1 protein-coding gene is annotated in these 26856 nt (G+C 70.2%); it reads right to left on the bottom strand.

The window, feature by feature from the left end:
• Positions 1-72: 72 nt before the first annotated feature.
• Positions 73-26856, bottom strand: a complete 26784-nt coding sequence (locus tag P3H15_RS40125; protein WP_276142358.1) for a non-ribosomal peptide synthase/polyketide synthase — start codon at positions 26854-26856, stop codon at positions 73-75.

Below are 26856 nucleotides of genomic sequence, written 5' to 3'. Positions count from 1 at the left end.
GAGATATCGCGATTCGGGCCCGCCCGTTACTGCACTGCAATCGACGGCGGGCCCGCCCGCGGAGAAAGCGGGTCAGTGCGTGCCCAGATAGTCCTCGAGGACAGGCCCCACCACGGCCAGGACCTCGGGTTCGATCATCTGGTTGTGCTCGCACTCGATCTTGACTTCCCGGATGCCGCCGGTGACCGAATCGCGCCATTCCTCCGGTGAATGCTCGCCCGTCGCCGCCGACCCGGCGGCGGTGAAGAACAGCAGTTCCCCATCGAACACCTGGGGCCGGAAGTTGTTCATGATCCGCGAGGAGTTCGTGAACCCGGCGCTGATCCGCTCGAGGTGCCGAGGAGTCAGTCCGGTCTTCTGCCCGAACGCGTCGTCCAGCAACTCGACCGCCCGCTCGTACGTGAGTTCCTCCCCGGACACGGACTCGAGGTCCAGCCCGAGACCGTGCAGCAACTCGGGCACGGTGAGGCTCTCCGGGCCCTGATCGGTCCCGTTCGCCACGTAGCTGTCCATGAGGGCGAGGGTGTCGACGGCCTCCCCCTCCCGCCGCAGTTCGACGGCCATGGCGTGCGCGATGACGCCGCCGAGCGACCAGCCCAGCAGGTGGTACGGGCCGTGCGCCTGGACCTTGCGCATCTCCAGCACGTACTGGTGCGCCAGCTGCTCGATCGAGTCGACGGCCGGGCCGCCGCTGATGATCGGCAGCTGCAGGCCGAACGCCGGGCGGTCCGGCGAGAGGTGCTGCAGCAGTCCCGCATACCCCCACGACAGACCGATCCCGGGATGGATGCAGAACAGCGGTGGCTTCTCCCCCGTCGGGCGCAGCGGGATGACGACGCCGAGCGCCTCGTCCACCGGCGACCCGGCGGCGTTCTCGGTGTCGACCCGCAGAGCCAGCCCCGCGGGCGTGGGATCCAGGAACATGGACTGCAACGGGATCTGCCGTCCGAGGCGCTCCTGCAGCACCGTGATCACCCGGGTGGCGACGATCGAGTTACCACCGAGGTCGAAGAAGCTGTCGGCGGTGCCGACCCGGTCCACGCCCAGCACCTCGGCGAAGGCCTCGACGATGATCCGCTCGGTCGCCGTCGTCGGGGCCCGGAAGGCCGCGCCGGTGGTGCCGAACTCGGGCGCGGGCAGCGCCTTGCGGTCGAGCTTGCCGACCGGGGTCATCGGGATCTGGTCGAGAACCACCACGGCCGACGGGACCATGTGCGCGGGCAGGCGGTCGGACGCGTGGGTGCGCAGTTCCGCCGGCTCGAGGTCGTGGCCCTCGGCGGCCCGCACGTACGACGCGAGGAGCGTGTCGCCGGACGGACCGGTGTGACCGATGGTGGCCGCGAAAGCGACCGCGGGGTGCCGGGCGAGGACGGCGTCGATCTCACCGAGTTCGATGCGGAAGCCGCGGACCTTCACCTGGAAGTCGGTGCGGCCGATGTACTCGATGGTGTGGTCGCCGCGCCAGCGCACGACGTCACCGGTGCGGTACATCCGGCGGCCGGGCTCCCCGTACGGGCAGGCGACGAACCGTTCCGAGGTGAGCGCCGACCGGTTGTGGTACCCGCGTGCCAGTCCGGGGCCGGTGATGTAAAGCTCGCCGGGCACGCCGGCCGGGACGGGCTGCAGGCGTTCGTCGAGGACCAGCGAACCGAAGCCCAGTGCGGGGGCGCCGATGTTCACGACCCCGCCCGGACGCATCGGGGCGCTGACGCTCGCCTGGATGGTCGTCTCGGTGGGCCCGTACCCGTTGTGCATGTTGCGGTGCTTGCCCCAGATCTCCACCAGTTCCGGCGGGCAGGCCTCGCCGGCCACCGCGAGGACCCGCAGCGACTCGAGCCCCACATCCTCGATGGAGGACAGCGCGGTGGGCGTGATGAACGCGTGTGTGACCTCGTTGCGCCGGAACAGGTCCGCCAACTCGGCGCCACCGAAGACGGTGGGCGGCACGATCACGACCCGCGCCGAGGCGCCGAACGCCATCATCAGCTCGAAGATCGACGCGTCGAAGCTCGGGGACGCCAGATGCGAGACCCGGGACTCGTGCGTGACCTGGAACCGTTCGTGTTCCTCCGCGGTGAGGTTGGCCAGGCCGCGGTGAGTGACGATGACCCCCTTCGGTTTCCCGGTCGACCCCGACGTGTAGATCAGGTACGCGGGGTGCGCCAGGTGCAGCGGGGTCGTGCGGTCGGCGTCGGTGACCGGCGCCGAGGACACGCCCGCGACCTGCTCGGCGAACGTCTCGTCGTCGAGCACCAGCCACGGCACCGTGTCGGGCAGGTTGTCGCGCCTGCCTGCGACGGTCAGGCCGACCGAAGCCCGGCAGTCGGTGAGCATGTAGTCGATGCGGTCCCGCGGGTACGTCGGATCGACGGGCACGAACGCGGCACCCGACTTGGCCACCGACCAGATCGACACCACTTCCTCGATCGACCGCGGCATACCGATGGCCACGAACGTCTCCGGTCCGACACCCTGGGCGCACAGCACCCGCGCCAGCCGGTTGGACCATTCGTCGAGTTCCCGGTAGGTGACCTGCCGATCCTCGAACGACAGCGCCACCGAGTCGGGGTCGAGGGCTGCGGCGGCCGTCAGCAGATCCGGCCACACCTCGGGCCGCACGTCGGGCTTGCCGCGGGCCGGGACCATCTCGTCGATCTCCGCCTCGTCGAGCAGCGGGACGGTGCCGATCGGCCGGTCCGGGTCGGCGACGACGGCCGCGAGGACCCGCACGAACCGGTCCGCGATCGAACGCGCCGTGTCGGGGTCGAACAGGGAGACGGCGAAGTCCAGGCCGCCGGCGACACCCGCGGGCGCGCCGTCCTGGTCGAACCGCTCGGCCAGGATCACCTCGAGGTCTTCCTTCACCACCCGGGTCTCGAGGTCCACGTTCTCGACCCGCAGGTCCGGCAGTTCCAGCGTCGCGTTCTCGTTGTTCTGGAATTCGAGGGCCACCTGGAACAGCGGCGAGTACGACGTGGACCGGGTCGGGTTGAGTTCCTCGACGAGCCGCTCGAACGGCAGATCCGCGTGCTGGAACGCGGCCAGGTCGGATTCCCGGATCTGCTGCACCAGCTCGGTGAACGTCGCGGACGGATCGATCCGGTTCCGCAGGACCAGCGTGTTGACGAACATGCCGACCATCTCGTCGAGCGCCTCTTCACCGCGCCCGGCGACCGGGGTACCGATGACCACGTCGTCGGTGCTGCCGAGCCGCGACAGCAGCACGGCCAGCGCGGCATGGACGGCCATGAACATGGTGGCGTTGTTGGCCCGGGCGAAAGCCGTCAGCCGTTGATGGAGATCGGCGTCGATCGCGAACTCGACCCGATCACCCTCGAACGTCTGCTGGATCGGGCGCGGACGGTCGGTCGGCAACTGGATGACGTCCGGCAACCCGGCCAGGGTCTTCGACCAGAACCGCAACTGCCGGTTGATCATCGACTCGGGATCGTTCTCCGACCCGAGTCCGGCGTGCTGCCACAGGGTGTAGTCGGCGTACTGCACGTGCAGCGGAGCCCACTGCGGGCCTGCGCCCGCGAGCCGCGACGTGTAGGCCACCATGACGTCGCGGGCGAGCGGCGCCAGGGAGAATCCGTCGGCGCAGATGTGGTGCACCACGATCGTCAGCACGTGATGGTCGGGCGCCGTCCGGAACAGGGCCGCCCGGACGGGGACGTCGGTGCTGACGTCGAACCCACGGGACACCAGGTCCATGATGTGCCGCGGCAGGTCCGCCGCGTCCACCTCGACCGTGTCGACGTCCGGCTGGGCGTCGGCGGCGGCCAGGATCCGCTGGGTCGGTTCGTTGTCGACCGTCGGGAAGACGGTGCGCAGCGTCTCGTGCCGTTCGAGGACGTCGGCCATCGCCAGGCGCAGGGCGTTCTCGTCCAGGGTTCCGGTCAGCCGCACCGCCAGCGGAATGTTGTAGGCGGGTGAGGACGTGTCGAACTGGTTGAGGAACCACATCCGCTTCTGCGCCAGCGACAACGGGATCCGATCGGGGCGTTCGACCGGGGCGAGAGCGGGTCGGGCGCCGCCGCTGACGCTGTCGGCGACGCGTTCGGCCAGCGACCGGGCGTCGGGGGCCTCGAACAGCGCCCGCACACCGATGTCGGTGTCCAGGGCGTCCCGCAGCCGCGCGGTGACACGCGTCGCGACCAGCGAGTTGCCGCCGAGATCGAAGAAGTTGTCGTCGATTCCGATCCGTTCGAGTCCGAGGACGTCGGTGAAGATGTCCACGATCTTGCGTTCGAGGTCGTTGGTCGGTGGCTGGAACTCCGCGGTGGTGACGTGGAACTCCGGCGCGGGCAGCGCCGACCGGTCCAGTTTGCCCACCGGGGTCAACGGGATCTCGTCGAGGAACATGATGCTCGTCGGCACCATGTGCGCGGGCAGTCGCGTCGACAGGTACGCGGTCAGCTCGGCGGGGTCGACGCCTCCTTCGGTGACGGGTAGCAGGTACGTCACGAGCACCGTGTCACCGGACGGGCCGGGGGCACCGAGGGTCGCGGCGAAGCCGACCCCGGGGAACGTGGCGATCTCGTTGTCGATCTCGCCGAGTTCGATGCGGAACCCGCGGATCTTCACCTGGAAGTCGCTGCGGCCCACGTATTCGACGGTGTGGTCAGCGCGCCACCGGACGATGTCGCCGGTGCGGTACATCCGCTCCCCCGCCTCCCCGAACGGGTTGGCGACGAACCGCTGGCTGCTCAGTTCGGGGCGCCGGTGGTAGCCGCGGGCGAGTCCCGCGCCGGTGATGTACAGCTCGCCGGGGACGCCGACGGGCACCGGCTGGAGCCGGGAATCGAGCACGAGTTCGCCGACGCCGCGGATCGGGCCGCCGAGGGTGATCGGGTCGCCCACCGTCATCGGGTCGCTGATGTTGGCCATCACCGTGGTCTCGGTGGGGCCGTACGCGTTGGACAACTGCCTGCCGGGCGCCCAGCGGGTCACCAGTTCGGGCGGGCACGCCTCGCCGCCGAACACCACGTGCTGGAATTCGTCGAGCCCCTGCGGGTCCACCGTGGACAGCGCCGCGGTGGTGACGAAGGCGTGGGTGACGTGTTCCGACCGGATCAGTTCGGCCAGTTCCGCTCCGCCGTACACCGTGGGCGGCGCGATGACCATGGTGGCGCCGACCCCGAACGCCTGCAGGTACTCGAACACCGACCCGTCGAAGCTCGGTGTCGAGAAGTGCAGTGTGCGGGACGTCTGCGCGGCCGCGAAGCGCTGCCGCTGGTCCTCGGCGAAGTTGTCGAGGCCCTCGTGGGTGACGACGACGCCCTTCGGCTTGCCCGTCGACCCGGAGGTGTAGACGATGTACGCCGCGTTGTCGAGGCTTATCGGCGACCGACGGTCCGAATCTGCTACCGGCAGAGCCGGTTTCGCCTGGCACGCCTTCTCGAACTTGGGCGAGTCGAGCTGCAGCCACGGCACCGTGTCGGGCAGCGACTTCTCGTACGCGGCCATGGTCAGCCCGATGGTGGCCCCCGAATCGGTGAGCATGTGCTCGATCCGGTCCATCGGGTAGTTCGGGTCGACCGGGACGAACGCGGCACCCGTCTTGGCCACCGCCCACACCGCGAGCACCGACTCGATCGACCGCGGAATGCCGAGCGCCACGAACGTCTCCGGGCCGGCGCCGCGGGAGATGAGGACCCGGGCGAGCTGGTTGGAGCGCTCGTTGAGTTCGCGGTAGGAGACATTGCGGCCCTCGAACGTCAGCGCCGTGCGGTTCGGATCCAGCGCCGCCGCGTCCTCGAAGATCTGCGGCAGCGTCCGGACGGAGAACCCGGGGCGGCCGCGCACCGGCGCGAACTCGGCGAGTTCGGCCTCGGTGAGCAGTTGCATGTGGGCCAGGGGGATCTCGGGCCGGTCGGCGAGGGCGTCGAGCACCCGCCGCAGCCGGTCCGCGATCTCGTCGACCGCGCTTTCCTCGAGGACCTCGGGGAGGTACTCGAACTTGAAGTTCAGCCGGGCGTCGCCAGAGGCGACCACGGCGAGCGGGTAGTGCGCGGAGTCCTTGCCGTCGATGCCGAGGACGAACATCCCGGCGATGTCGGTCTGCTCGGTCAGTCCCGCCTCGTCGACCGGGTACGACTCGAACACGGTCAGCGTGTCGAACGTGCCGCCGCCGCCGACCGCCGACTGGATGTCGGTCAGCCCGACGTAGTGGTGATCGAGCAGTGCGGCCTGTTCGCGCTGCACGCGTTCGAGCAACTCGCCCAGCGACTCCCACGGGTCGAGGGTGACCCGCACCGGCAGGGTGTTGATGAACAGACCGACCATCGACTCGATGCCCGCGATCTGCGGCGGCCTGCCGGACACCGTCCCGCCGAACACCACGTCGGAGCGGCCGACCAGGCCGCCCAGCACGATTCCCCACGCCGTCTGGACGACGGTGTTGAGGGTGAGCCCGCGTTCGCGGCTCAGGTCCCGCAGCCGGGTGGTGTGTTCCTCGGACAGCGTGAACGCGGTTTCCTCCGCGACGGCGGAGTGCGCCTCACCCCGCTCCAGCGGGGCCAGCAGCGTCGGCTCCTCGACACCGTCGAGCGCGGTGCGCCAGGCGTCGAGGGAGTCCGTGGTGTCGTGGCGCTTCATCCACGACAGGTAGTCGCGGTAGGAGTGGACCCGCGGCAGCAGGCCGCCGTCGGCGTCCAGGGCGTACAGCGTCAGCAGGTCGCGGATGACCAGCGGTGTCGACCAGCCGTCCAGCAGGATGTGATGGTTGGTCAGGATCAGCCGGTACTCGTCCCCGGTGAGCCGGACCAGGGCGAGGCGCAGCAACGGCGCGTCCGCCATGTCGAACTTCACCGACCGGTCGCCTGCCACGATCCGCTCGTATTCGCGGGCCGTCTCCTCGGGGCCCAGGGCCGACAGGTCGAACTCCGACCACGGCAGTTCCACGTGCTGCTGGATGATCTGCGCGGAGGCGCCCGCACTGTCGTGGACGAACGCGGCCCGCAGGTTGGGGTGCCGGTCCAGCAGGGCCTGCCCCGCCCGGCGGAACCGGTCCGCGTTCACGTCGCCGCGCAGCTTCAGCGCCAACTGCACCAGGTACGGGTCGACCGAGGCGTCCGAGAACTGGGCGTGGAACAACAGTCCCGACTGCAGCGGCGACAGCGACCAGATGTCCGACAGCGCCGGGAACCGGGACTCGAGCCGGTCGATGGCGTCCTGGTCGAGCGTCACCAGGTCCAGATCGGACGGTGTCACACCGCCGGCGTCGGGCCGCGCGACGTGCTCGGTCAGCGCGGTCAGCGCCTGCACCCACAGGTCGGCGAGCGCACGCACCTCGGACGGGGTGAGGACCCCGGTCGGGAACGCCCAGGTGGCCCGCAGCCGGTTGCCGTCGACCCCGGTGCCGGTGACGGCGTTGATGTCGAGCGCCGACGCCACCGGGATGTCGGAGGCGGGGATGTCGTCGAGCTTGGTGTCCGTCACCGGGACCCAGGCGTGCCCGTGGATGTCGGTGGACGTGGCGCCGCCCAACCGGCCCAGGTAGTTGAACGTGACCTGCGGCTTCGCGAGCGCCCGCAACCGGTCGGCGCTCTCCGGGTCGAGGTAGCGGAGCATGCCGTACCCGATGCCGTGGTCCGGGATGGCCAGCAACTGTTCCTTGACCGCCTTGATCGCCGACCCGGCCGCCCTGCCACCGGCGAAGGCGTCGTCGAGGTCGATACCCGACAGATCCAGGCGCACCGGGAACATCGCCGTGAACCAGCCGACGGTGCGGCCCAGATCGGCGCCCGGCAGCACCTGGTCCTCGCGGCCGTGACCCTCGAGGCTCACCAGCGATTCACGCGTGAAGTCGCCGTGAGTGCGCCGCCACTGCGCCAGGGCCAGCGCCAGCGCGGTCAGCAGCCCGTCGTTGACGCCGCCGTGGAACGCCTCGGGAACACGGGTCAGCAGAGCGTCCGTGACGTCGGCGGGCACCTCCACGGTGACCTTCTCGACAGTCCCCGCCACGTCGATCGCGGCGTCGAGCGGACGTGATCCGATCAGCGGGTCGTCGGCCTCGAGCACCCGGCGCCACAGTTCGATCTCGGCGCCGCGTTCGCGGGTCGCGTCGACGAGCCCGTGCGACCAGCGCCGCATCGACGTGCCGACCGGCTCGAGTGCCGGTTCCTGACCCGCGGAGACCTGCGCCCACGCCGTCGCCAGATCGGGCACCAGGATCCGCCACGACACGCCGTCGACCACCAGGTGGTGGGCCACGACCAGCAGCCGTCCACCCTCGGCGCCGGCGTCGAACCACACCATCTGCAGCATGACCCCGGCCTCGGGGTCCAATCGCCCTGCGGCGGCGTCGAGTTCGTGGGTGGCGATCTCCGCGAACGCGGCACCGACCACCGACGCGACCTCGACGCGGTGCAGCACGTCGTCCACGTCGACCGCGCCCGTGGCCTGCACCTCGATCCGCCACTGCGGTGCGGCCCCGATCAGACGCGCCCGCAGCATGTCGTGACGGTCGACGACAGCCGCGATCGTGCGCTTCAGCAGCGTCTCGTCGGCCGCGGCGGGCAGCGACAGCAGCGCGGTCTGGGTGTAGCGGCGGAAGTCGCCGCCGCGTTCGAGCAACCACGCCGTGATCGGGGTCACCGGCATCTCGCCGATCCCGCCGCCGGGCAGTTCGTCGAGGACCACGACGTCGGCGGCGCCCGCCCAGGACGCGGCCTCGGCGAGGGCGGCCACGGTCTTGGCCTCGAACACGTCCCGCGGGGTGAGGACCACACCGGCGGCCTTCGCGCGGGCCACCAACTGGATCGACATGATGCTGTCGCCGCCGAGCGCGAAGAACGAATCGTCCACGCCCACCGATTCCAGACCGAGCACCTCGGCGAACAGGCCGGCCAGGACGGTCTCCATCTCCGTCGCCGGGGCGCGGCCCGCCGACACCCGGGCGCCGAAGTCGGGTTCGGGCAGTGCGCGGCGGTCGAGTTTGCCGTTGCTCGTCAACGGCAGCACGTCGAGCACCACGAGGGTGGCGGGCACCATGTACGAGGTGAGCTGGGTGCCGACGAACTCGAGGGCCGAGGACACCTCGACGGTGGCGCCGGATTCCGGCACCACGTAACCGATCAGCCGGTGGCCGCCGTGCCCGTCGTCGCGGGTGAGGACGACGGCCTGCGCGATGCCGCGGTACCGGAGCAGCGCGGACTCGATCTCGCCGAGTTCGATGCGGAACCCTCGGATCTTCACCTGGAAGTCGCTGCGGCCCAAGTACTCCAACTGGCCGTCGGTGTTCCAGCGCGCCAGGTCGCCGGTGCGGTACATCCGTGCCCCGGGACGGAGCGGGTCGGCCACGAACCGGGTGGAACTGAGCCCCGCCCGGCCCAGGTAGCCGCGGGTGACCTGGTCACCGGAGACGTACATCTCGCCGATGGTGCCCGGGGGCACCGGGTGCAGGCGCCGGTCCAGGACGTGCACGTGCAACCCGGCGATGCCGCGGCCGATCACGCTGGCCGAGGCCGACTCCGCGAACGCACGGTCCAGCGCGAGGTAACTGACGTGCACCGTCGTCTCGGTGATGCCGTACATGTTCACCAGGGTCGGGGCGGAGTCGTCGTGCCGGGAGTACCAGCGGCCGAGCTGACCGAGGTCGAGAGCCTCACCGCCGAAGATCACGTACCGCAGCGCCAGCGCCGCCGCGTTCACGTCGATCTCCGAGACGATGCGGTCGGTCTCGGCGAGCTGATAGAACGCGGTCGGGGTCTGGTTGAGGACGGTGACCTGTTCGTTGCGCAGGAGTTCGTGGAACATCTCCGGCGACCGTGCCGTGTAGTAGTCGACGACGACGAGCCGGCCGCCGTACAGCAGCGGACCCCACAGCTCCCACACCGAGAAGTCGAACGCGTACGAGTGGAACATCGTCCACACGTCGTTCTCGTCGAACCCGTACAGCGGCTGGGTGTTCGCGAACAGGGTCAGCACGTTGCGGTGCGAGACGACGACGCCCTTGGGGCGGCCCGTGGACCCGGACGTGTAGATGACGTACGCCACCGACGCGGCGTCGAGCGGGGTGATCCGGTCGGCGTCGGTGATCGTCGCCGGCGACTGTTGCGCGAGATCCGCGGTGGTCTCCGGGTCGTCGAGCAGGATCACCGGGGTCTCCGAGTCCGGCAGGGCGGAGACGTCGCCGGTGGTGGTGATCACGCAGTTCGGTGCGGCGTCCTCGAACACGAACGCCAGCCGGTCCGCCGGGTAGGTGATGTCGACGGGCAGGTAGCCGCCGCCGGACTTGATCACGGCCAGCAGGGCGGTGATCAGATCGCAGGTGCGTGGCAGCGCCACGGCCACCAGCGTTTCCGGGCCCACCCCCTGGGCGATGAGCAGCCGGGCCAGCCGGTTCGCCCGGGCGTCGAGTTCCGCGTACGTCAGCGCCACGTCCTCCGACGTCACGGCCGTGGCGTCGGGGAACCGGGCCACGCTCTGCGCGAACCGGTCCGCGAGGGTGTCGGTGCCCGCCTCCACTCCGGCGGTGTTCCACACGGTCGCCATCGCCGACCGCTCGGCGGCGTCGGTGATCACGATGTCCCCGACCGGGGCCTGCGGGTCGGCGGTGACGGCGGTGAGGATTCGCAGGAACCGGTCGGCGAACGTGCGCACGGTGCCGGCATCGAACAGGTCGGTGGCGTAGATGAACGACGCGGTGATCCCCGACGCCACCCCGTCCGCGTCGAATCCTTCCTCGACGCTGAGCTGCAGGTCGAACTTGGCGACCTCGAGGTCGAAATCGACTGCGGCCGCGGTGAGTTCGGGCAGTTCGAGGCGCGGTGTCTCGTTGTTCCGGAACTCGAGCAGCGCCTGGAACAGCGGCGAGTGCGCGGTGGAACGCTCCGGCGCCAGGACGTCGACGAGCCGCTCGAACGGCAGGTCCGAGTGGTGGAACGCGGCGAGGTCGGTGGCCCGCACCTGATCGATCAGGGCGCCGAAACCCGCGGCCGGGTCGACGGCGCTCCGCAGCACCAGGGTGTTGACGAACATGCCGACCATGTCGTCGAGTGCGGCGTCACCCCGACCCGCGATGGGGGTTCCCACCGCGATGTCCTCGGTGGACGACAGCGCGGACAGCAGCACCGACAGCGCCGCGTGCACGGCCATGAACATGGTGGAGTTGTGTTTGCGCGCCAGCGCGGACAGCGCCCGGTGCACGTCCGCCGGAATCGTGAAGTCGACCTGCGCACCCCGGAACGACTGCTGGACCGGGCGCGCCCGGTCGGTCGGCAGCTGCAGGAGTTCGGGCAGGTCGGCCAGCTGGTCCGTCCAGTACCGGAGCTGCTGAGAGATCAGCGACTCGGTGTCGCTCTCGTCGCCGAGCAGTTGCAGCTGCCACAGCGTGTAGTCGGCGTACTGCACCGACAGCGGGTTCCACTGCGGTGCGCTTCCCGCGATGCGGGCGGCGTACGCGGTCATGACGTCCCGGGCGAGCGGGGTGAGCGAGAACCCGTCGGCGCAGATGTGGTGCACCACGATGACGAGCACGTGATCGTCGGGGGCGAGGGCGAACAGCGCCGACCGCATCGGCACGTCGGCCGTGACGTCGAAACCGGCGGTCGCGAGGACGGCGATGTGCTCGCGGAGTTCGGCCTCGGACACCTCGGTGATCTCGAGGTTCGGTGTCCACTGACCGGGTGAGAGCACCACCTGGGTCGGTTCACCGTCGTGGGACGGGAAGACTGTCCGCAACGACTCGTGCCGGACGAACACGTCCGTCACCGCCGCGCGCAGCGAGTCGACATCGAGGTGACCGGTGAGGCGCACCGCCAGCGGGATGTTGTAGGCCGCCGAGGACGTGTCGAACTGGTTGAGGAACCACATCCGCTTCTGCGCCAGCGACACCGGCACGTGTGCCGGCTGCGTCATCGGGCCGAGCGGCAGCCGGACGTGGTCGCCGTCCTGGGCCGGGGCGAAGGCCGTCGACTCGATCAGGCGGGCCAGCTGGTGGATCGTCGGCGCCTCGAACAGGGTGCGGACGCCGATGTCGGTGTCGAGTTCCGCGGTCAGGCGTGCGGCGACCCGGGTCGCGATCAGCGAGTTGCCGCCGATGTCGAAGAAGTTGTCGTCGATGCCGACCCGTTCGATGCCCAGGACGGTGGTGATGACGTCGGCGATCGTGTGTTCGAGGACCGTGGACGGCGGCCGGAAGGCGTCCGACGTGGGCAGGAACTGCGGTTCGGGCAGCCCCGCCCGATCGAGTTTGCCGACCGGGGTCAGCGGGATCTCGTCGAGAATCATGATGCTCGACGGGACCATGTGCGCGGGCAGCAGATTCGCCGTCCACTCCTTCAGCTCCGGCGGTTCGAGCACCGACTCGGCCTCCGGCAGCACATACGACACGAGCACGGTGTCGCCGGCGGGACCGGGACGGCCGAGGGTGACGGCGAACGCGACGGACGGGTGTCCGGCGAGTGCGCTGTCGATGTCGCCGAGTTCGATGCGGAATCCCCGGATCTTGACCTGGAAGTCGGTGCGGCCCAGGTATTCCACCGTGTGATCGGGCCGCCACCGCGCGAGGTCGCCGGTGCGGTACATCCGGTCGCCCGGGTCGCCGTAGGGGTTGGCGACGAACCGCTCGCTGGTCAGCCCGGCGCGGGCGTGGTAGCCGCGGGCCAGGCCCTCACCGGAAATGTAGAGTTCGCCGGCGACGCCGACGGAGACCGGTTGCAGCCGCGAGTCGAGGATCACCTCGGACACGCCGCGGACGGGGGCACCGATGGTGACGGTCTCCCCCACCTGCAGGTGATCGCTGAGGTTGCTCATGATGGTGGTCTCGGTGGGGCCGTAGCCGTTGTACAGCGTGCGCCCCGGCGCCCAGCGGGTCACCAGTTCCGGCGGGACGGCCTCGCCTCCGGCGACCACGTTCTGGAACACCTCGAGACCCTCGGGGTCCACGGAGGCCAGCGCCGCGGGGGTGACGAACCCGTGGGTGACGCCCTCGGCCCGGATCAGCTCCGCGAGTTCCTCACCGCCGTACACGGACGGGGGCACGATCACCATGGTCGCGCCGACGGCGAACGACAGCAGGTATTCGAGGATCGAGGCGTCGAAGCTCGGCGAGGAGAAGTGCAGGGCCCGCGACGCCGAATCCGTCGCGTAGCGGGTGCGCTGCTCCTCGGCGAAGTTGTCGAGACCGCGGTGGCTGACCACCACGCCCTTCGGCTTGCCGGTCGACCCGGACGTGTAGATGACGTACGCCGGGTGCGCGAAGCGCAGCGGCACGACGCGTTCGTCGTCGGTCACGGTGTCGGTGGACATCGCCGCGACGGAGGCTTCGGTCTCGGCATCATCGAGGGTCAGCCACGTCACCGCGGCGGGCAGCCGGTCGCGATCGGCGGCCACCCGCACGCCGAACGTGCACCCGGAGTCGGTGACCATGTGCTCGACCCGCTCCCGCGGGTAGGTCGGATCGACCGGAACGAACGCGGCGCCGGTCTTGGTGATCGACCACACGGCGAGCACCGATTCGATGGACCGTGAGATACCCAGGGCCACGATGTCTTCCGGGCCGACGCCGCGGCCGATGAGCAGCCGCGCGAGCTGGTTGGACCGTTCGTCGAGTTCCCGGTAGGACATCCGGCGGTCGCCGAACACCAGCGCGGTCGCGTCGCCCGACGCGGCGGCCGTCTCGGCGAACATCTGCGGCAGTGTGCGCACGGACCGGCCGGGCCTGCCGCGGGCCGGAACCAGTTCCGCTTCCTCGGCGTCGGTGAGCAGGCGCAGCTGCGCCAGCTTCATCCCGGGGTGCTCGGCGAGCGCGATCAGCGCGCGGACGATCCGGTCGCCGATCCGCTCGACCGCGGCCCGGTCGAACAGGTCCTCGACGTATTCGAGTTTCAGTTGCAGATTGTCGTGTGCCGAGGCGATCAGGGCGAGCGGGTAATGCGCGGCGTTCGCGCTGTCGTGCACGTCGACGACGTGCATGCCGGCGATGTCGGTCTGCTCGGTAAGCCCCTCCCGGTCGACGGGGTAGGACTCGAACACGGTCAGCGTGTCGAAGCCGGCGCCCGGACCGGCCACCGACTGGATGTCGGTCAGCCCGACGTAGTGGTGATCGAGCAGTGCGGCCTGCTCGCCCTGGATGCGTTCGAGCAACTCCCCCAGCGTTTCCCGCGGGTCGAGGGTCACCCGCACCGGGAGCGTGTTGATGAACAGGCCGACCATCGACTCGATACCCGCGATCTGCGGGGGCCGACCCGACACCGTCCCGCCGAAGACGACGTCGGAGCGGCCGACGAGGCCGCCCAGCACGATTCCCCACGCGGTGCGGATCAGGGTGCTGAGGGTCAGGCCGTGTTCGCGTGCGAGCACACCGAGCTGATCGGTGCGGTCGACGTCGAGTTCGACGACCAGTTCACTGGACTGCGTGTCGCTCTGGGCCGAGGCGTCGGCCGGGGCGAGCAGCGTCGGCTCCTCCACTCCGGCGAGGGCGCGCTGCCACACCCCGAGGGAGTCCTCGGTGCTGCGGTGCGACATCCACGCGAGGTAGTCGCGGTACGGGTGCACCCGCGGCAGGGCCGTGGCGTCCCCCTCCGTGGCGTACAGGGTCAGGAGGTCGCGGATCAGCAGCGGCATCGACCAGCCGTCGAGCAGGATGTGGTGATTGGTGATGATCAGGCGCTGCTCGTCCGCACCGACCTGGATCAGCATGAACCGCAGCAGCGGCGGGGTGGCCATGTCGAACCCGCGGCGGCGGTCGGTGTCGAGGAGTTCCCGGACCTCGGCTTCGCGGCTCTCCTCGTCGAGTGCGGACAGGTCGATCTCCGTCCACGGCAGTTCCGCGTACCCGTGGACCGCCTGGACGGGGGTGCCGCCCTCGTCGTAGACGAACGACGCCCGCAAATTCGCGTGCCGGTCGAGCAGGGCCTGCCCGGCCACCCGCAGGCGGGACGACGCGGCGCCGCGCAGTTCGAGTGTCACCTGCACCGTGTACGAGTCGATCGACTCGTCGGCCAGCAACGCATGGAACAGCAGCCCGGACTGCAGCGGCGACAACGACCAGATGTCGGACAGCGCCGGGAAGCGCGATTCGATGCGGTCGATGGCGTCCTGGTCGAGGCTGACCAGTTCGAGGTCGGACGGGGTCACACCGCCGGCGTCGGGGCGGGCCGCGTACGTCGTGAGCGCGGTCAGTGCCCGGACCCACAGTTCGGCGAGTTCGCGCACCTCGGCGACGGTGAGGACGCCGGCCGCGTACGCCCAGGTGGCGCGCAGCTGCGGCCGGTCGTCGACCTCGGTGGTGACGGCGTTGACGTCGATGGCCGAGGTGACGGGGGTGTCGAGGTCCTGCGCCCGGTCCATGTCGACTTCACCGGTCGGCGTCCAGCCGGCGCGGGTGGCCGCCTCGGACAGGTCCGCGGCGAAGCGTCCCAGGTAGTTGAAGCTGATCTGCGGCAGCGACCGTGCCGCGAGCAGCGGTGCGGTGTCGGCGTTGAGGTACCGCAGCATGCCGTAACCCATGCCGTGGTCCGGGATGGCCAGCAACTGTTCCTTGATCGCCTTGATCGCCGACCCGGCGGCCCGGCCGCCGTCGAACGCATCGTCGAGGTCGATGCCCGACAGGTCGAGACGCACCGGGAACATGGCCGTGAACCAGCCGACCGTGCGGCCCAGATCGGCGCCCGGCACGACCTGGTCCTCACGGCCGTGGCCCTCGAGGCTCACCAGGGTTCCGTCGACGGACCGTCCGTGCAGGGTGTGGCCGCGAGTGCGCCGCCACTGGGTGACCGCCATCGCCAGCGCGGTGAGCAGTCCGTCGTTGACGCTGCCGTGGATCGCCTCCGGAAGGGCCGTGAGGACGGCCTCGCTGACCTCGGCGGGCAACTGCACCGTGACCCGGCCGACGGTCGCATTGACGTCGACGTCGGGGTCGAGCGGACGGCTGCCGACGAGCGGGTCCTCGCAGTCGAGGATGCGCTGCCACAGATCCAGTTCGCCCGCCCGGTTCGCCGCCTCGTCGACCAGTCCGTGCGCCCACCGGCGCATGGACGTGCCGACCTGGTCGAGGACCGGTTCCTGGCCTGCCGAGATCTGCGCCCACGCGGTCGCGAGGTCGGGGACGAGGATGCGCCACGACACACCGTCGACGACGAGGTGGTGCGCGACCACGAGCAGGCGGCCGCCGGACTCCCCGGCGTCGAACCACACCACCTGCATCATGACCCCGGCCGCCGGATCGAGCCGGTCCAGCGCGGCGTCGAGTTCCGCGATCACGGTGGCCGCGAACGCCGGTGTTCCCGGGGCGGCGGACACCGCGACCCGGCGGATCAGGTCCTGCGCGTCCACCGCACCGACCGGGCGGACGGCGAGATGCGATTCGTCGGCGGAGACCATCAGCTGCGCGCGCAGCATGTCGTGCCGGTCGAGGACGGCCTGGAACGTGCCGATCAGCGGTTCGAGTTCGCGCAGGTTCGGCGGCGCGGTCAGCAGCGCGGACTGCGACATCCGGTTGAACTCGCCACCCCGTTCGAGCAGCCACTTCGTGATCGGGGTGGTCGGCATGTCGCCGACTCCGCCGCCGGGCAGTTCGTCGAGGACGACGACATCGGCGGCGCCCACCCACGACGCCACCGCGGCGAGACCGGCGACGGTCTTGGCCTCGAACACGTCCCGCGGGGTCAGCACCACGCCCGCGCCCTTCGCGCGAGCCACCAGCTGGATCGACATGATGCTGTCGCCGCCGAGCGCGAAGAACGAGTCCTCGACACCGGCGGATTCCAGACCGAGCACCTCGGCGAACAGTCCCGAGAGCACCGCCTCCATCTCCGACACCGGCGCGCGGCCGGTCGACACCCGGGCCCCGAAGTCGGGTTCGGGCAGCGCGCGACGATCCAGCTTTCCCGCCGGGGTGAGCGGCAACTCGTCGAGGACGATCAGCGCGGACGGCACCATGTACGGCGCGAGGAATCCGCCGACGAAATCGAGGACGGCCTCCGAGTCGAGTTCCGCGCCCGCCGTGGGGACGAGATAGCCGACGAGCCGGTTGGCGCCGGTGCTGCCCTTGTGCGCGGACACCACCGAGCGGGCGACGCCCGGGTATCGGGTGAGGGCGTTCTCGATCTCGCCGAGTTCGATGCGGAACCCGCGGATCTTCACCTGGAAGTCGCTGCGGCCCAGGTACTCGAGCTGGCCGTCGGTGTTCCAGCGGGCCAGGTCACCGGTCCGGTACATGCGGGCACCGAGGCCGCCGTACGGGTTGGCGACGAACCGCTCCGCCGTGGTGCCCGCCCGGTCCTTGTAGCCGCGGGCCAGACCGGAACCGGTGACGTACAGTTCGCCGGTCACCCCGTTGGGCACCGGGTGCAGCCGGGAATCGAGCACCATCTCACCGGTGCCCATCGGCGGACGGCCGATGGTGACGCCCTCACCGGGCAGCATGGGTCCGGTCACGCTCGACACGACCGTCGCCTCGGTGGGTCCGTAGGCGTTGAACATCCGCCTGCCGCCGGTCACCCACTGCGCCACCAGCTCCGGCGGGCACACGTCACCACCGGTGGCGACGCACTCGAGCTGGTCGAGGCCCGCGGGGTCCACGGATGCCATGGCCGCCGGAGTGATGAACGCGTGCGTGACCCGGCCCTCGCGGAGCACGTCGGCGAGTTCGGTGCCGCCGATGACGGAGGCAGGGGCAATCACCATGGTCGCGCCGGATCCGACCGCCAGCAGCAGTTCCAGGATCGAGGCGTCGAAGCTCGGCGACGAGAAATGCAGGGTCCGCGACCGCGGGGTGACCCCGAACCGGACGCGTTCGTCGGTGGCGAAGTTCGCCAGGCCGCGATGGGTGACGACGACCCCCTTCGGGGTGCCGGTGGACCCGGACGTGTAGATCAGGTAGGCCGGGTTCTCCAGCGCCAGCGGGTGTGTCCGGTCGGCGTCGGTGACGACGGCGGCAGAGTGCGCACTCACCTGGTCGTCGAAGCCGGGTGCGTCGACCACGACGTACGGGGTGCAGTCCGGCAGGGTGGGCCGGAACTCGGCGACGGTGAGCGCGAGCGCCGCACCGGAGTCGCTGAGCATGTGGACGATTCGGTCGGTCGGGTAGTTCGGGTCGACCGGCACGAACGCGGCGCCGGTCTTGGCGACCGCCCACAGCGACAGCACCGACTCGGGCGAACGTGCCATCGCCAGCGCGACCACCGATTCGGGGCCGATGCCCCGCCCGATCAGCAGGCGGGCGAGCCGGTTCGACCGCTCGTCGAGCTCCCGGTACGTCACCTCACTGCCCTCGTAGGACAGCGCGGCCGCCTTCGGGTCCACGGACGCCGCCGATGCGAGGAGTTCGGGCAGGGTCCGCGGTTCGGCGTCGGGCCCGTCCATCACCGGGGTGAGCGCGGCACGTTCGGACGCCACCATCAGGTCGATGTCACCGACCGCCATGCCCGGCTCGGACGTCACCGCGTCGAAGATCCGCTGCAGGTAGTCGGCGAAACCGGCGATCGTGGACGCGTCGAACAGACTCGACGCGTACGTGAATGCCGCGGAGATCCCGGCGGGCTCCCCCGACACCCCGAATTCCTCCGTCAGGGTGAGCTGCAGGTCGAAGTTGGAGATGTCGGTGGCCAGGTCGAGGCCGGTGACGGTCAACCCGGGCAGCTCCAGCCGCGGCCGCTCGTTGTTGCGGAACTCGAGCACCACCTGGAACAGCGGCGAATGCGACGTCGCGCGTTCCGGCGAGATCGCGTCGACCAGCCGCTCGAACGGCAGATCCGCGTGGTGGAACGCGTTCAGGTCGGTGTCGCGGACCGTGGACAGCAGGTCGGTGAACGTGCCGGACGGTTCGACCGGGGTGCGCAGCACCAGGGTGTTGACGAACATGCCGACCATGTCGTCCAGGGCGGCGTCGCCGCGGCCGGCGATCGGGGTGCCCACTGCCACGTCGTCCGTGTCGCCCAACCGGGCCAGCAACACGGCCAGCGCGGCGTGGACGGCCATGAACACACTCGAATTGTGTTCGCGGGCAGTCGTGATCAACCGGCTGTGGATCTGCTGGTCGATACTGAAGGAGTGGATGCCGCCGCGCATCGACTGCTGCGTCGGGCGCGGGTGGTCCGTCGGCAGCGCGAGCAGTTCCGGAAGCCCGGCGAGCGTGTGCGTCCAGTAGTCGAGCTGGGCGGCGAGCAGGCTGTCCGGGTCGTCGGCGTTGCCGAGCACCCGGTGCTGCCACAGCGCGAAGTCGGCGTACTGCACCGGCAGCGGCGTCCAGTCCGGTGCCTGGCCCCCGGTGCGGGCAGCGTAGGCGGTCATCACGTCCCGCGCGAGCGGGGCCATGGAGAAGCCGTCGGCGCTGATGTGGTGGACGACGATGACGAGAACGTGGTCGCCGGGATCCGTGCGGAACAGGGCTGCGCGCACCGGCACCGACACCGTGACGTCGAACCCGGCGCCCGCCAGCCGCGAAATATGCTCGGGCAGCTGCTCTTCCGTCGAATCGATCGGCGACAGATCCGGCACCACGTCCTCGGTCGGCAGGATCACCTGGAGGGGTTCGCCCTCCACCATCGGGAACCGGGTGCGCAGCGACTCGTGCCGGTCCATCACGTCGGCGACGGCGTCCTGCATCGCGTCCTCGTCGAGATCGCCGGTCAACCGCACCGCGAGCGCGATGTTGTAGGCCGGCGAATCGAGGTCGAACTGGTTGATGAACCACATGCGCTTCTGCGCCAGCGAGACCGGCAGGTGGTCGGGGCGCACCCCGGCCACCAGCGGCGGACGTTCGGCGCCCTGCACGGACTCGGACTCGATCCGGGTGGCCAGCGTCGCCACGGTCGGGGCGTCGAAGATCTCCCGGACCCCGATCCGGCTGCCGAGGGCGGCGTTGACCCGCGCCACCAGCCGGGTGGCCACCAGCGAGTTGCCGCCGAGGTCGAAGAAGCTGTCGTACACGCCGATGCGGGGTGCGTCGAGCAGGTCCGCGAAGATCGACGCGAGGATCTCCTCGATCGGGTTGCGCGGCGTGACGAATTCCGCTGACGGGCTGAGGAACTCGGGCTCGGGCAGCGCGCCGCGATCCAGCTTTCCGGTGGCGCCGAGCGGGAACCGGTCGAGCACGATGATCCGGGTCGGCACCATGTAGGCGGGCAGCGCCTCCACCGCCGCGTCCCGCACGACCGCGGTGTCGATGTCGGCGCCCGCCACCGGGATCACGTAGCCGACGAGGCTTTCGCCGGTGGCCTCGCTGCGGTGCACCGTGACGACGGCCTGCGCCACCGACGGGTGCGCCAGCACGGCCGCCTCCACCTCGCCGAGTTCGATGCGCTGTCCGCGGAGCTTGACCTGGAAGTCGCGGCGGCCGATGTATTCGATGTTGCCGTCGGCGCGCCAGCGGACCACGTCGCCGGTGCGGTACATCCGCTGTCCCGGTGCGCCGAACGGGTTCGCCACGAACCGGTCCGACGTCAGGTCGCTGCGACCGACGTAACCGCGGGCCAGCTGCACGCCGGCCAGGTACAGCTCGCCGTGCACCCCGACCGGCACCGGATGCAACCGGGAGTCGAGGACGTACAGCTGTGTGTTCCACACGGGTGCGCCGATCGGAACCGAGGCGCGGTCGCCTTCCGTGCACTCCCAGAAGGTGACGTCCACGGCGGCCTCGGTGGGGCCGTACAGGTTGTGCAGCGCCGCGGATCCGAATTCGCGGAAACTGTCGGCAGTGGCGGGCGGCAGCGCCTCACCACTGCAGAACACCTGGCGCAGCGAACCGCACAGTTCCGGTTCGGCGCCCGCCGTGAACACGGCGAGCATCGACGGCACGAAGTGCATGGTGGTGACCTGGTGGTCGGCGATGATGTGGGACAGGTACGTCGGGTCCCGGTGACCGTCCGGCGCGGCGAGGACCAGTCGCGCACCGACCTCGAGGGGCCAGAACAGTTCCCACACGGACACGTCGAACGTGACCGGCGTCTTCTGCAGGACCACGTCCGTGTGATCCATTCGGTACGTGTCCTGCATCCACAGCAGCCGGTTCGCGATCGCCCGGTGACTGACGGCGACGCCCTTCGGCCTGCCCGTCGACCCCGACGTGTAGATCACGTAGGCGGTCGAATCGGGGTGGATCGGACCGCCCCGCTCCGCGTCGGTGATCGGGGTGCTGCGCCGCCGGGACAGGTTCAGGGTGTCGATCTCGATCACGGCGGCGTCCGCGCTGTCGACGCCCTCGCATCGATCGCGGGAGGCGGTGAGAACGCAGGCGGGTTCGGCGCTCTCGATCACGTACGCGATCCGCGACGCCGGATGGTCGGGGTCGAGCGGCACGTACGCGGCCCCGGTCTTCTCCACCGCATAGATCGCGATCATCAGTTCCAGGGAACGGCGCAGCGCGACGGCCACCCGGGATTCGGGTCCGACGCCGCGAGCGAGGAGTTCACGGGCCAGCCGGTTGGCGCGGGCGTCGAACTCCGCGTAAAGCAGTTCCTCTTCGGCGAACACCACGGCCACGGCGTCCGGGGTGCGGGCCACCTGCGACTCGAACAGGCTGACCAGGGTCGCCGAGTCCGGGACGGGAACGTCGGTGGCGATCCACTGCTCGAGCATCCGGTGCGTCTCGTCCGCGCCGATCAGGTCGAGGTCGCCGACCTTCGCGTCCGACCCGGCGGTGATGGTCTCGAGAAGAGTGACGAACCGCTCGGCCAGCGCCGTCATCGTCGGCGGGTCGAACAGTTCCGACGCGTAGGAGAACTGGACGTCGATCGCGCCCGGGGCGCCGGAGTCCTCGATGTGCTCGGTGAGGATGACCTGGAGATCGAACTTGGCGGCACCGGTCTCGAGTGCCTCGACCTCCACGTCGAGTCCGGGCAGCTCGAGCCTGGTGTTCGCGAATCCCTGCAGCACCAGCATCACCTGGAACAGAGGTGAATGCGCTTCGGAGCGAGTCGGTTTCAGTTCGTCCACGAGCCGCTCGTAGGGCAGATCGGTGTTGCTGAACGCCTCCAGATCCACGGAGCGGGTGTGCGAGAGGATCTCGGGGAAGCTGCGATCGGGGTCGACGGTGGTGCGCAGCACCACGGTGTTGACGAACATGCCGACGACGTCGTCGAGTTGCCGTTCTCCCCGTCCGGAGACCGGGGATCCGATCGACACGTCGGCCGACCCGGACGACCGGGACAGCAGGACCGCGAGTGCCGCGTGCACCACCATGAACAGGCTGGCGTCGTTCGCGCCCGCGATGTCGAGCAGCGCGGTGTGGATGCGTGCCGGAATCGTGAAGTCGGCGGTGGCGCCGATCATCGACTGCCGGGCCGGGCGCGGGCGATCGGTCGGCAGATCCATGACCTCGGGGGCACCGTCGAGGGTGCGGGCCCAGAACGCCAGCTGCCGGGACAGCAGACTCGTCGGATCTTCGGAGGAGCCCAGCAGTTCGCGCTGCCACACCGCGAAATCGGCGTACTGCACCTCCAGCGGCGCCCACTGCGGGGCCTCGCCGGCGGCGCGGGCGTGGTAGGCCACCATCACGTCCCGGGTCAGCGGCGTCATCGACAGGCCGTCGGCGGCGATGTGGTGCACCACGAACACCAGCACGTGGTGGTCGGTCGCGGTCCGGTAGAGCTCCGCCCGGATCGGCGGTTCCACGGTGACGTCGAATCCGGTTGCGGCGTCGGCAATCAGGCGGGATTCGAGTTCACTCTCGGCGACCTCGACCGCGTCGAGCTGCGGGCTCACCTCCGCGACCGGCAGCACCACCTGGATCGGACCGTTGGGGGTGTTCGGGAACACGGTCCGCAGCGATTCGTGGCGGGTGAGGACATCGCTCACCGCGGTCCGCAACGCCTCCACGTCGAGCGTGCCGCGCAGCCGGATGCCGACGGGAATGTTGTACGCGGGCGACGCGGTGTCCAACTGGTTGATGAACCACATCCGCTGCTGCGCCAGCGACACCTGCACCGGGCCGGATCCGGGCCGCGGGGCGAGCACGGGGCGGGCGGAGGAGCGGGGCCCGGAGGCGTCGACGCGGGCGCTGAGCAACGCGACGCTGGGCGCCTCGAACAGATCCAGCACCCCGATCTCCGTGCCGAGGGCAGTGTTGACCCGGGACACCACGCGGGTCGCGACGAGGGAATCGCCGCCGAGGTCGAAGAAGCTGTCGTCGACGCCGATGCGCTCGACTCCGAGCAGCGTCGCGAATACCTCCGCGATCTGCATCTCGGTCGGGGTCACCGGTGCCCGGTAGACGGTGGACGTCGCCTCGAACTGCGGTTCCGGCAACGCCTTCCGGTCGAGCTTGCCCGCCGGGGTCAGCGGGACCTCGAGGAGCTCCATCACCCTGGCGGGCACCATGTGCGCGGGCAGCGCGGCGGCGGCGTGTTCGAGGATGTCGCCGACGACGATCTGCGCCCCGTCCTCGGGCAGCACGTACGTCACCAGTGCCGTGTCGCCGGACGGTGCGGTGCGGCCGACGGTGGTCGCGAACGCCACACTCGGATGCGAGCGGACGACGGCGTCGATCTCGCCGAGTTCGATGCGGAATCCGCGGATCTTCACCTGGAAGTCGGTGCGGCCGAGGTACTCCAGCTGTCCGGCGGCGTTCCACCGAGCCAGGTCGCCGGTGCGGTACATCCGCTCACCGGGTGTCCCGTGCGGGTCTGCGACGAACCGCTCGGCCGTCGGGACCGACCGGTTGTGGTACCCGCGTGCCACACCGTCGCCGGTGATGTACAGCTCGCCGGGCACCCCGGCGGGGACGGGGCGCAACCGCGAATCGAGCACCAGCAGACCGCAACCGCGGGACGGGCGGCCGATCGTCACCGGTTCGCCGACCGTCAGCGGTCCCGCGACGCTCGCAACGACGGTGGCCTCGGTGGGACCGTAGGCGTTGAACATGACGCGACCCGGCGCCCACTGCTGCACCAGCGCAGGAGGACAGCTCTCACCACCGGTGACGACGCACCGGATGTGGTCGAGCCCGGTGGGATCGACGGATGCCAGTGCGGCCGGCGTCACGAACGCGTGCGTCACCCGTTCGCGGCGCAACAGGTCGGCGAGTTCGGTACCGCCGTACACCGTCGACGGTGCCACCACCATCGTGGCGCCTGCGCCCACTGCGAGAAGCAGTTCCAGGATCGACGCGTCGAAACTCGGGGAGGAGAAGTGCAGGGTGCGCGACCCCGCGGTGACGTCGAACCGCTGCCGCTCGTCCTCGGCGAAATTCGCCAGACCGACATGGGTGACGACCACACCCTTGGGAGTACCGGTGGAGCCGGACGTGTAGATCAGGTAAGCCGGATCCGCCGTCCGCAACGGCCGGAGGCGGTCGGCGTCGGTGATCGCGCCGGCGGTGTGCTGTTCCAGCTCCCGCCCGAACGACGCGTCGTCCATCACCAGCCACGGCGTGATCGCCGGCAGCGACGAGCGGTGCGCCGCAGCGGTGAGACCGACGACCGCACCGGAATCGGTGAGCATGTGCTCGATACGGTCGGCCGGGTAGTTCGGGTCGACCGGGACGAACGCGGCCCCGGACTTCGCGACCGCCCAGGTGGCCAGCACCGACTCGATCGAGCGCGCGATCGCCAGCGCCACAACGGAACCCGGCCCCACCCCGTGCCCGATCAGCATGCGGGCCAGTCGGTTCGACTGCTCGTCGAGTTCGGCGTAGGTCAGGGTGCGCCCCTCGTAGACGAGGGCGTCCCCGTCGCCGCCCGCCGCAACGGCACCGGCGAGCAGTGCGGGAAGCGTGCGGGGCTCCACCGCGGGCTCGTCGCGGACCGGTGTGAGTTCCGCGTATTCGGCCGGTTCGAGGAGATCGATGTCCCCGATCGGCGCGGCCGGATCCGCCGTCACCGACTGCAGGATGCGGACGAAGCGGGCGGCGATCGCCTCCGCGCTGTCGCGGTCCCACACGTCCGTCGCGAACCGCAGCCGGCCGTTGATGCCGCCGGTCTCCGATTCGGTGAGGGAGAACACGAGATCCAGCCCCAGAGCTCGATGTTCACGCTGGATCGGGCTGACCGTCACGGTCCCCGAGGAGTCGTGCGGATGGCCGCCGTCGGTGAACTCGAGCATCACCTGGAACAGCGGCGTGTGCGACGGGTCGGGTTCGGCCACCACGGCGGCGACGAGATCGTCGAACGGCAGCGCCGCGTGCGAGAACGCGGCCCGGTCGGCGTCCCGGACCCGGCCCAGGTGGTCGACGAACGACGACGCCCCGTCCACCTGCGACCGCAGGACCGCCTTGTTGAAGAACGCTCCGGCTTCCGGGTCTTCGGAGTCGGTCGTGTCGCGCCCGACGATCGGTGTTCCGACCACGACGTCGTCGGTGTCACCCAGCCGGCCCAGCAACACGGCCAGCGCGGCGTGCAGCGCGGTGAAGATCCCGGTGCCCGCCTCCTCGGCCAGCAGTGCCGCCCGGTGCTGCACGCCGGCGTCGACGGCGAACCCGACGACCTCGCCCGCGCCGGCCCGCTCGGCCGGGCGCGGCCGGTCCAGCGGCAGCGCCGTGACCTCGGGCAGGCCCGCCAGCTCCCGCTTCCAGAACTCGAGCTGGGACTCCCGTTCGAGGAACCGCGCGCCGAGTCGCGCGCTCTCGGCGTGGATGTCGGCGGTCCGCGCCTGCGGCTCCGCGGTGACGAACTCCTCGATCAGCTCCACGAACCGGCGGTGGTGCGCGCGCAGCTCCTCCGCGCCGTACCGGTTGGGGTTGCCGCGGAAATCGAGCAGTGTCTCGCCGTCACCGCCCTGATAGATGTTGACCAGCAGGTCGTCCACCGGTCCCGACGTCACGATGTGGTACTCGCCGCTGACGGACCCCAGCGTGAACGCCTGGTGGAACAGCATGACATTCACCATCGGGCCGGCGAGACCCTCCGCTGTCCCCGCGAGTCCGGCGTCGCGGCGGATGTCCTCGAGGCTGCACCGCTGATGCCGCAGCGCACCCATCAGTTCGAGCTGCGTCCGCTGGACGAGTTCGGTCACGGTGTCCTCGGGGCGGACGGTGATCCGCAGCGGGGCGACGTTGACGAGCATGCCGCCGGACCGCTGCAGCGGCGCCGTGGTCCGCGCCGACACCGGCAGGTTGATGAGCACGTCCCGCTTGCCCGTCATGCGGGACAGGTAGCAGGCGAACCCGGCGAGCAGGACGGCCGCCGACGTGGCACCGACCCGCTGATCCGACTCGCCGAGGAAACCCAGCGCGGATTCGGAGATCTTCGCGCTCTCGAGCCTGCTCTTCGCCGCCGCGGGGGCGTCGTGGGTGGCGAGCGTCGACCCGTGCTCGATGCCGACTATCCGTTCGGCCCAGTACAACCGGTCGTTCTCGAACCGGGTCGACTTCCGGTACTTCTGGTCGAGTGCGTACAGCTCGCGCAGGTCCAGCGCACGGTTCGGTTCCGGTTCGGTACCCTCGATCGCCGCCGTGTACAGCGCCGCGATCCGGTTCACCATGGTCATGCCGCTGTACCCGTCGAGGGCGACGTGATGAATCCTGGTGTACCACAGGTAGTGCTGCTCACCGACCTGCAGGACGTTCATCTCGACGAGCCGGTCCCGGGTCAACCGCAGAGGTGTCGCGTAGTCTTCGTCGATCCACGCCTGCGCGGCGGACATCGGCTCGTCCTCGCCGCGGAAGTCGAGGAACCCGATCGACGGGTCGATCGTGAAATCGACCGCCTGATAGGGCTCCCCGTCGACGTCGAGCAGACGCAGGAACGGCGACTGGAACTCCTGACCGGCCCGCACGGCGGCCTCGCTCAGCAGGTCCAGGTCGATCTCGCCCCGCAACTCGATGTACTGCGCGATGAACTTGGGGACCGTGGGGCTCAGTTGTTGGGCGAACCACATGCTCCGTTGCACCGAGGAGAGCGGGAAGGCCCCTTCGGGAACGTTCACATCTTCGGCGCCGTTATTCGGCTGCGGCGAATTCACACTCGTCAT

Origin of the sequence: Rhodococcus sp. T2V (assembly GCF_029269925.1) — a bacterium.
GTDB lineage: Bacteria > Actinomycetota > Actinomycetes > Mycobacteriales > Mycobacteriaceae > Rhodococcus_F > Rhodococcus_F koreensis.
The sequence above is the reverse complement of the archived record's forward strand: the minus strand, read 5'-3'. Positions and strand labels throughout refer to the sequence as shown.

Excerpts from the sequence above, each read along its gene's own strand:
- P3H15_RS40125 (WP_276142358.1), bottom strand. The coding sequence starts at position 26,856 with ATGACGAGTGTGAATTCGCCGCAGCCGAATAACGGCGCCGAAGATGTG.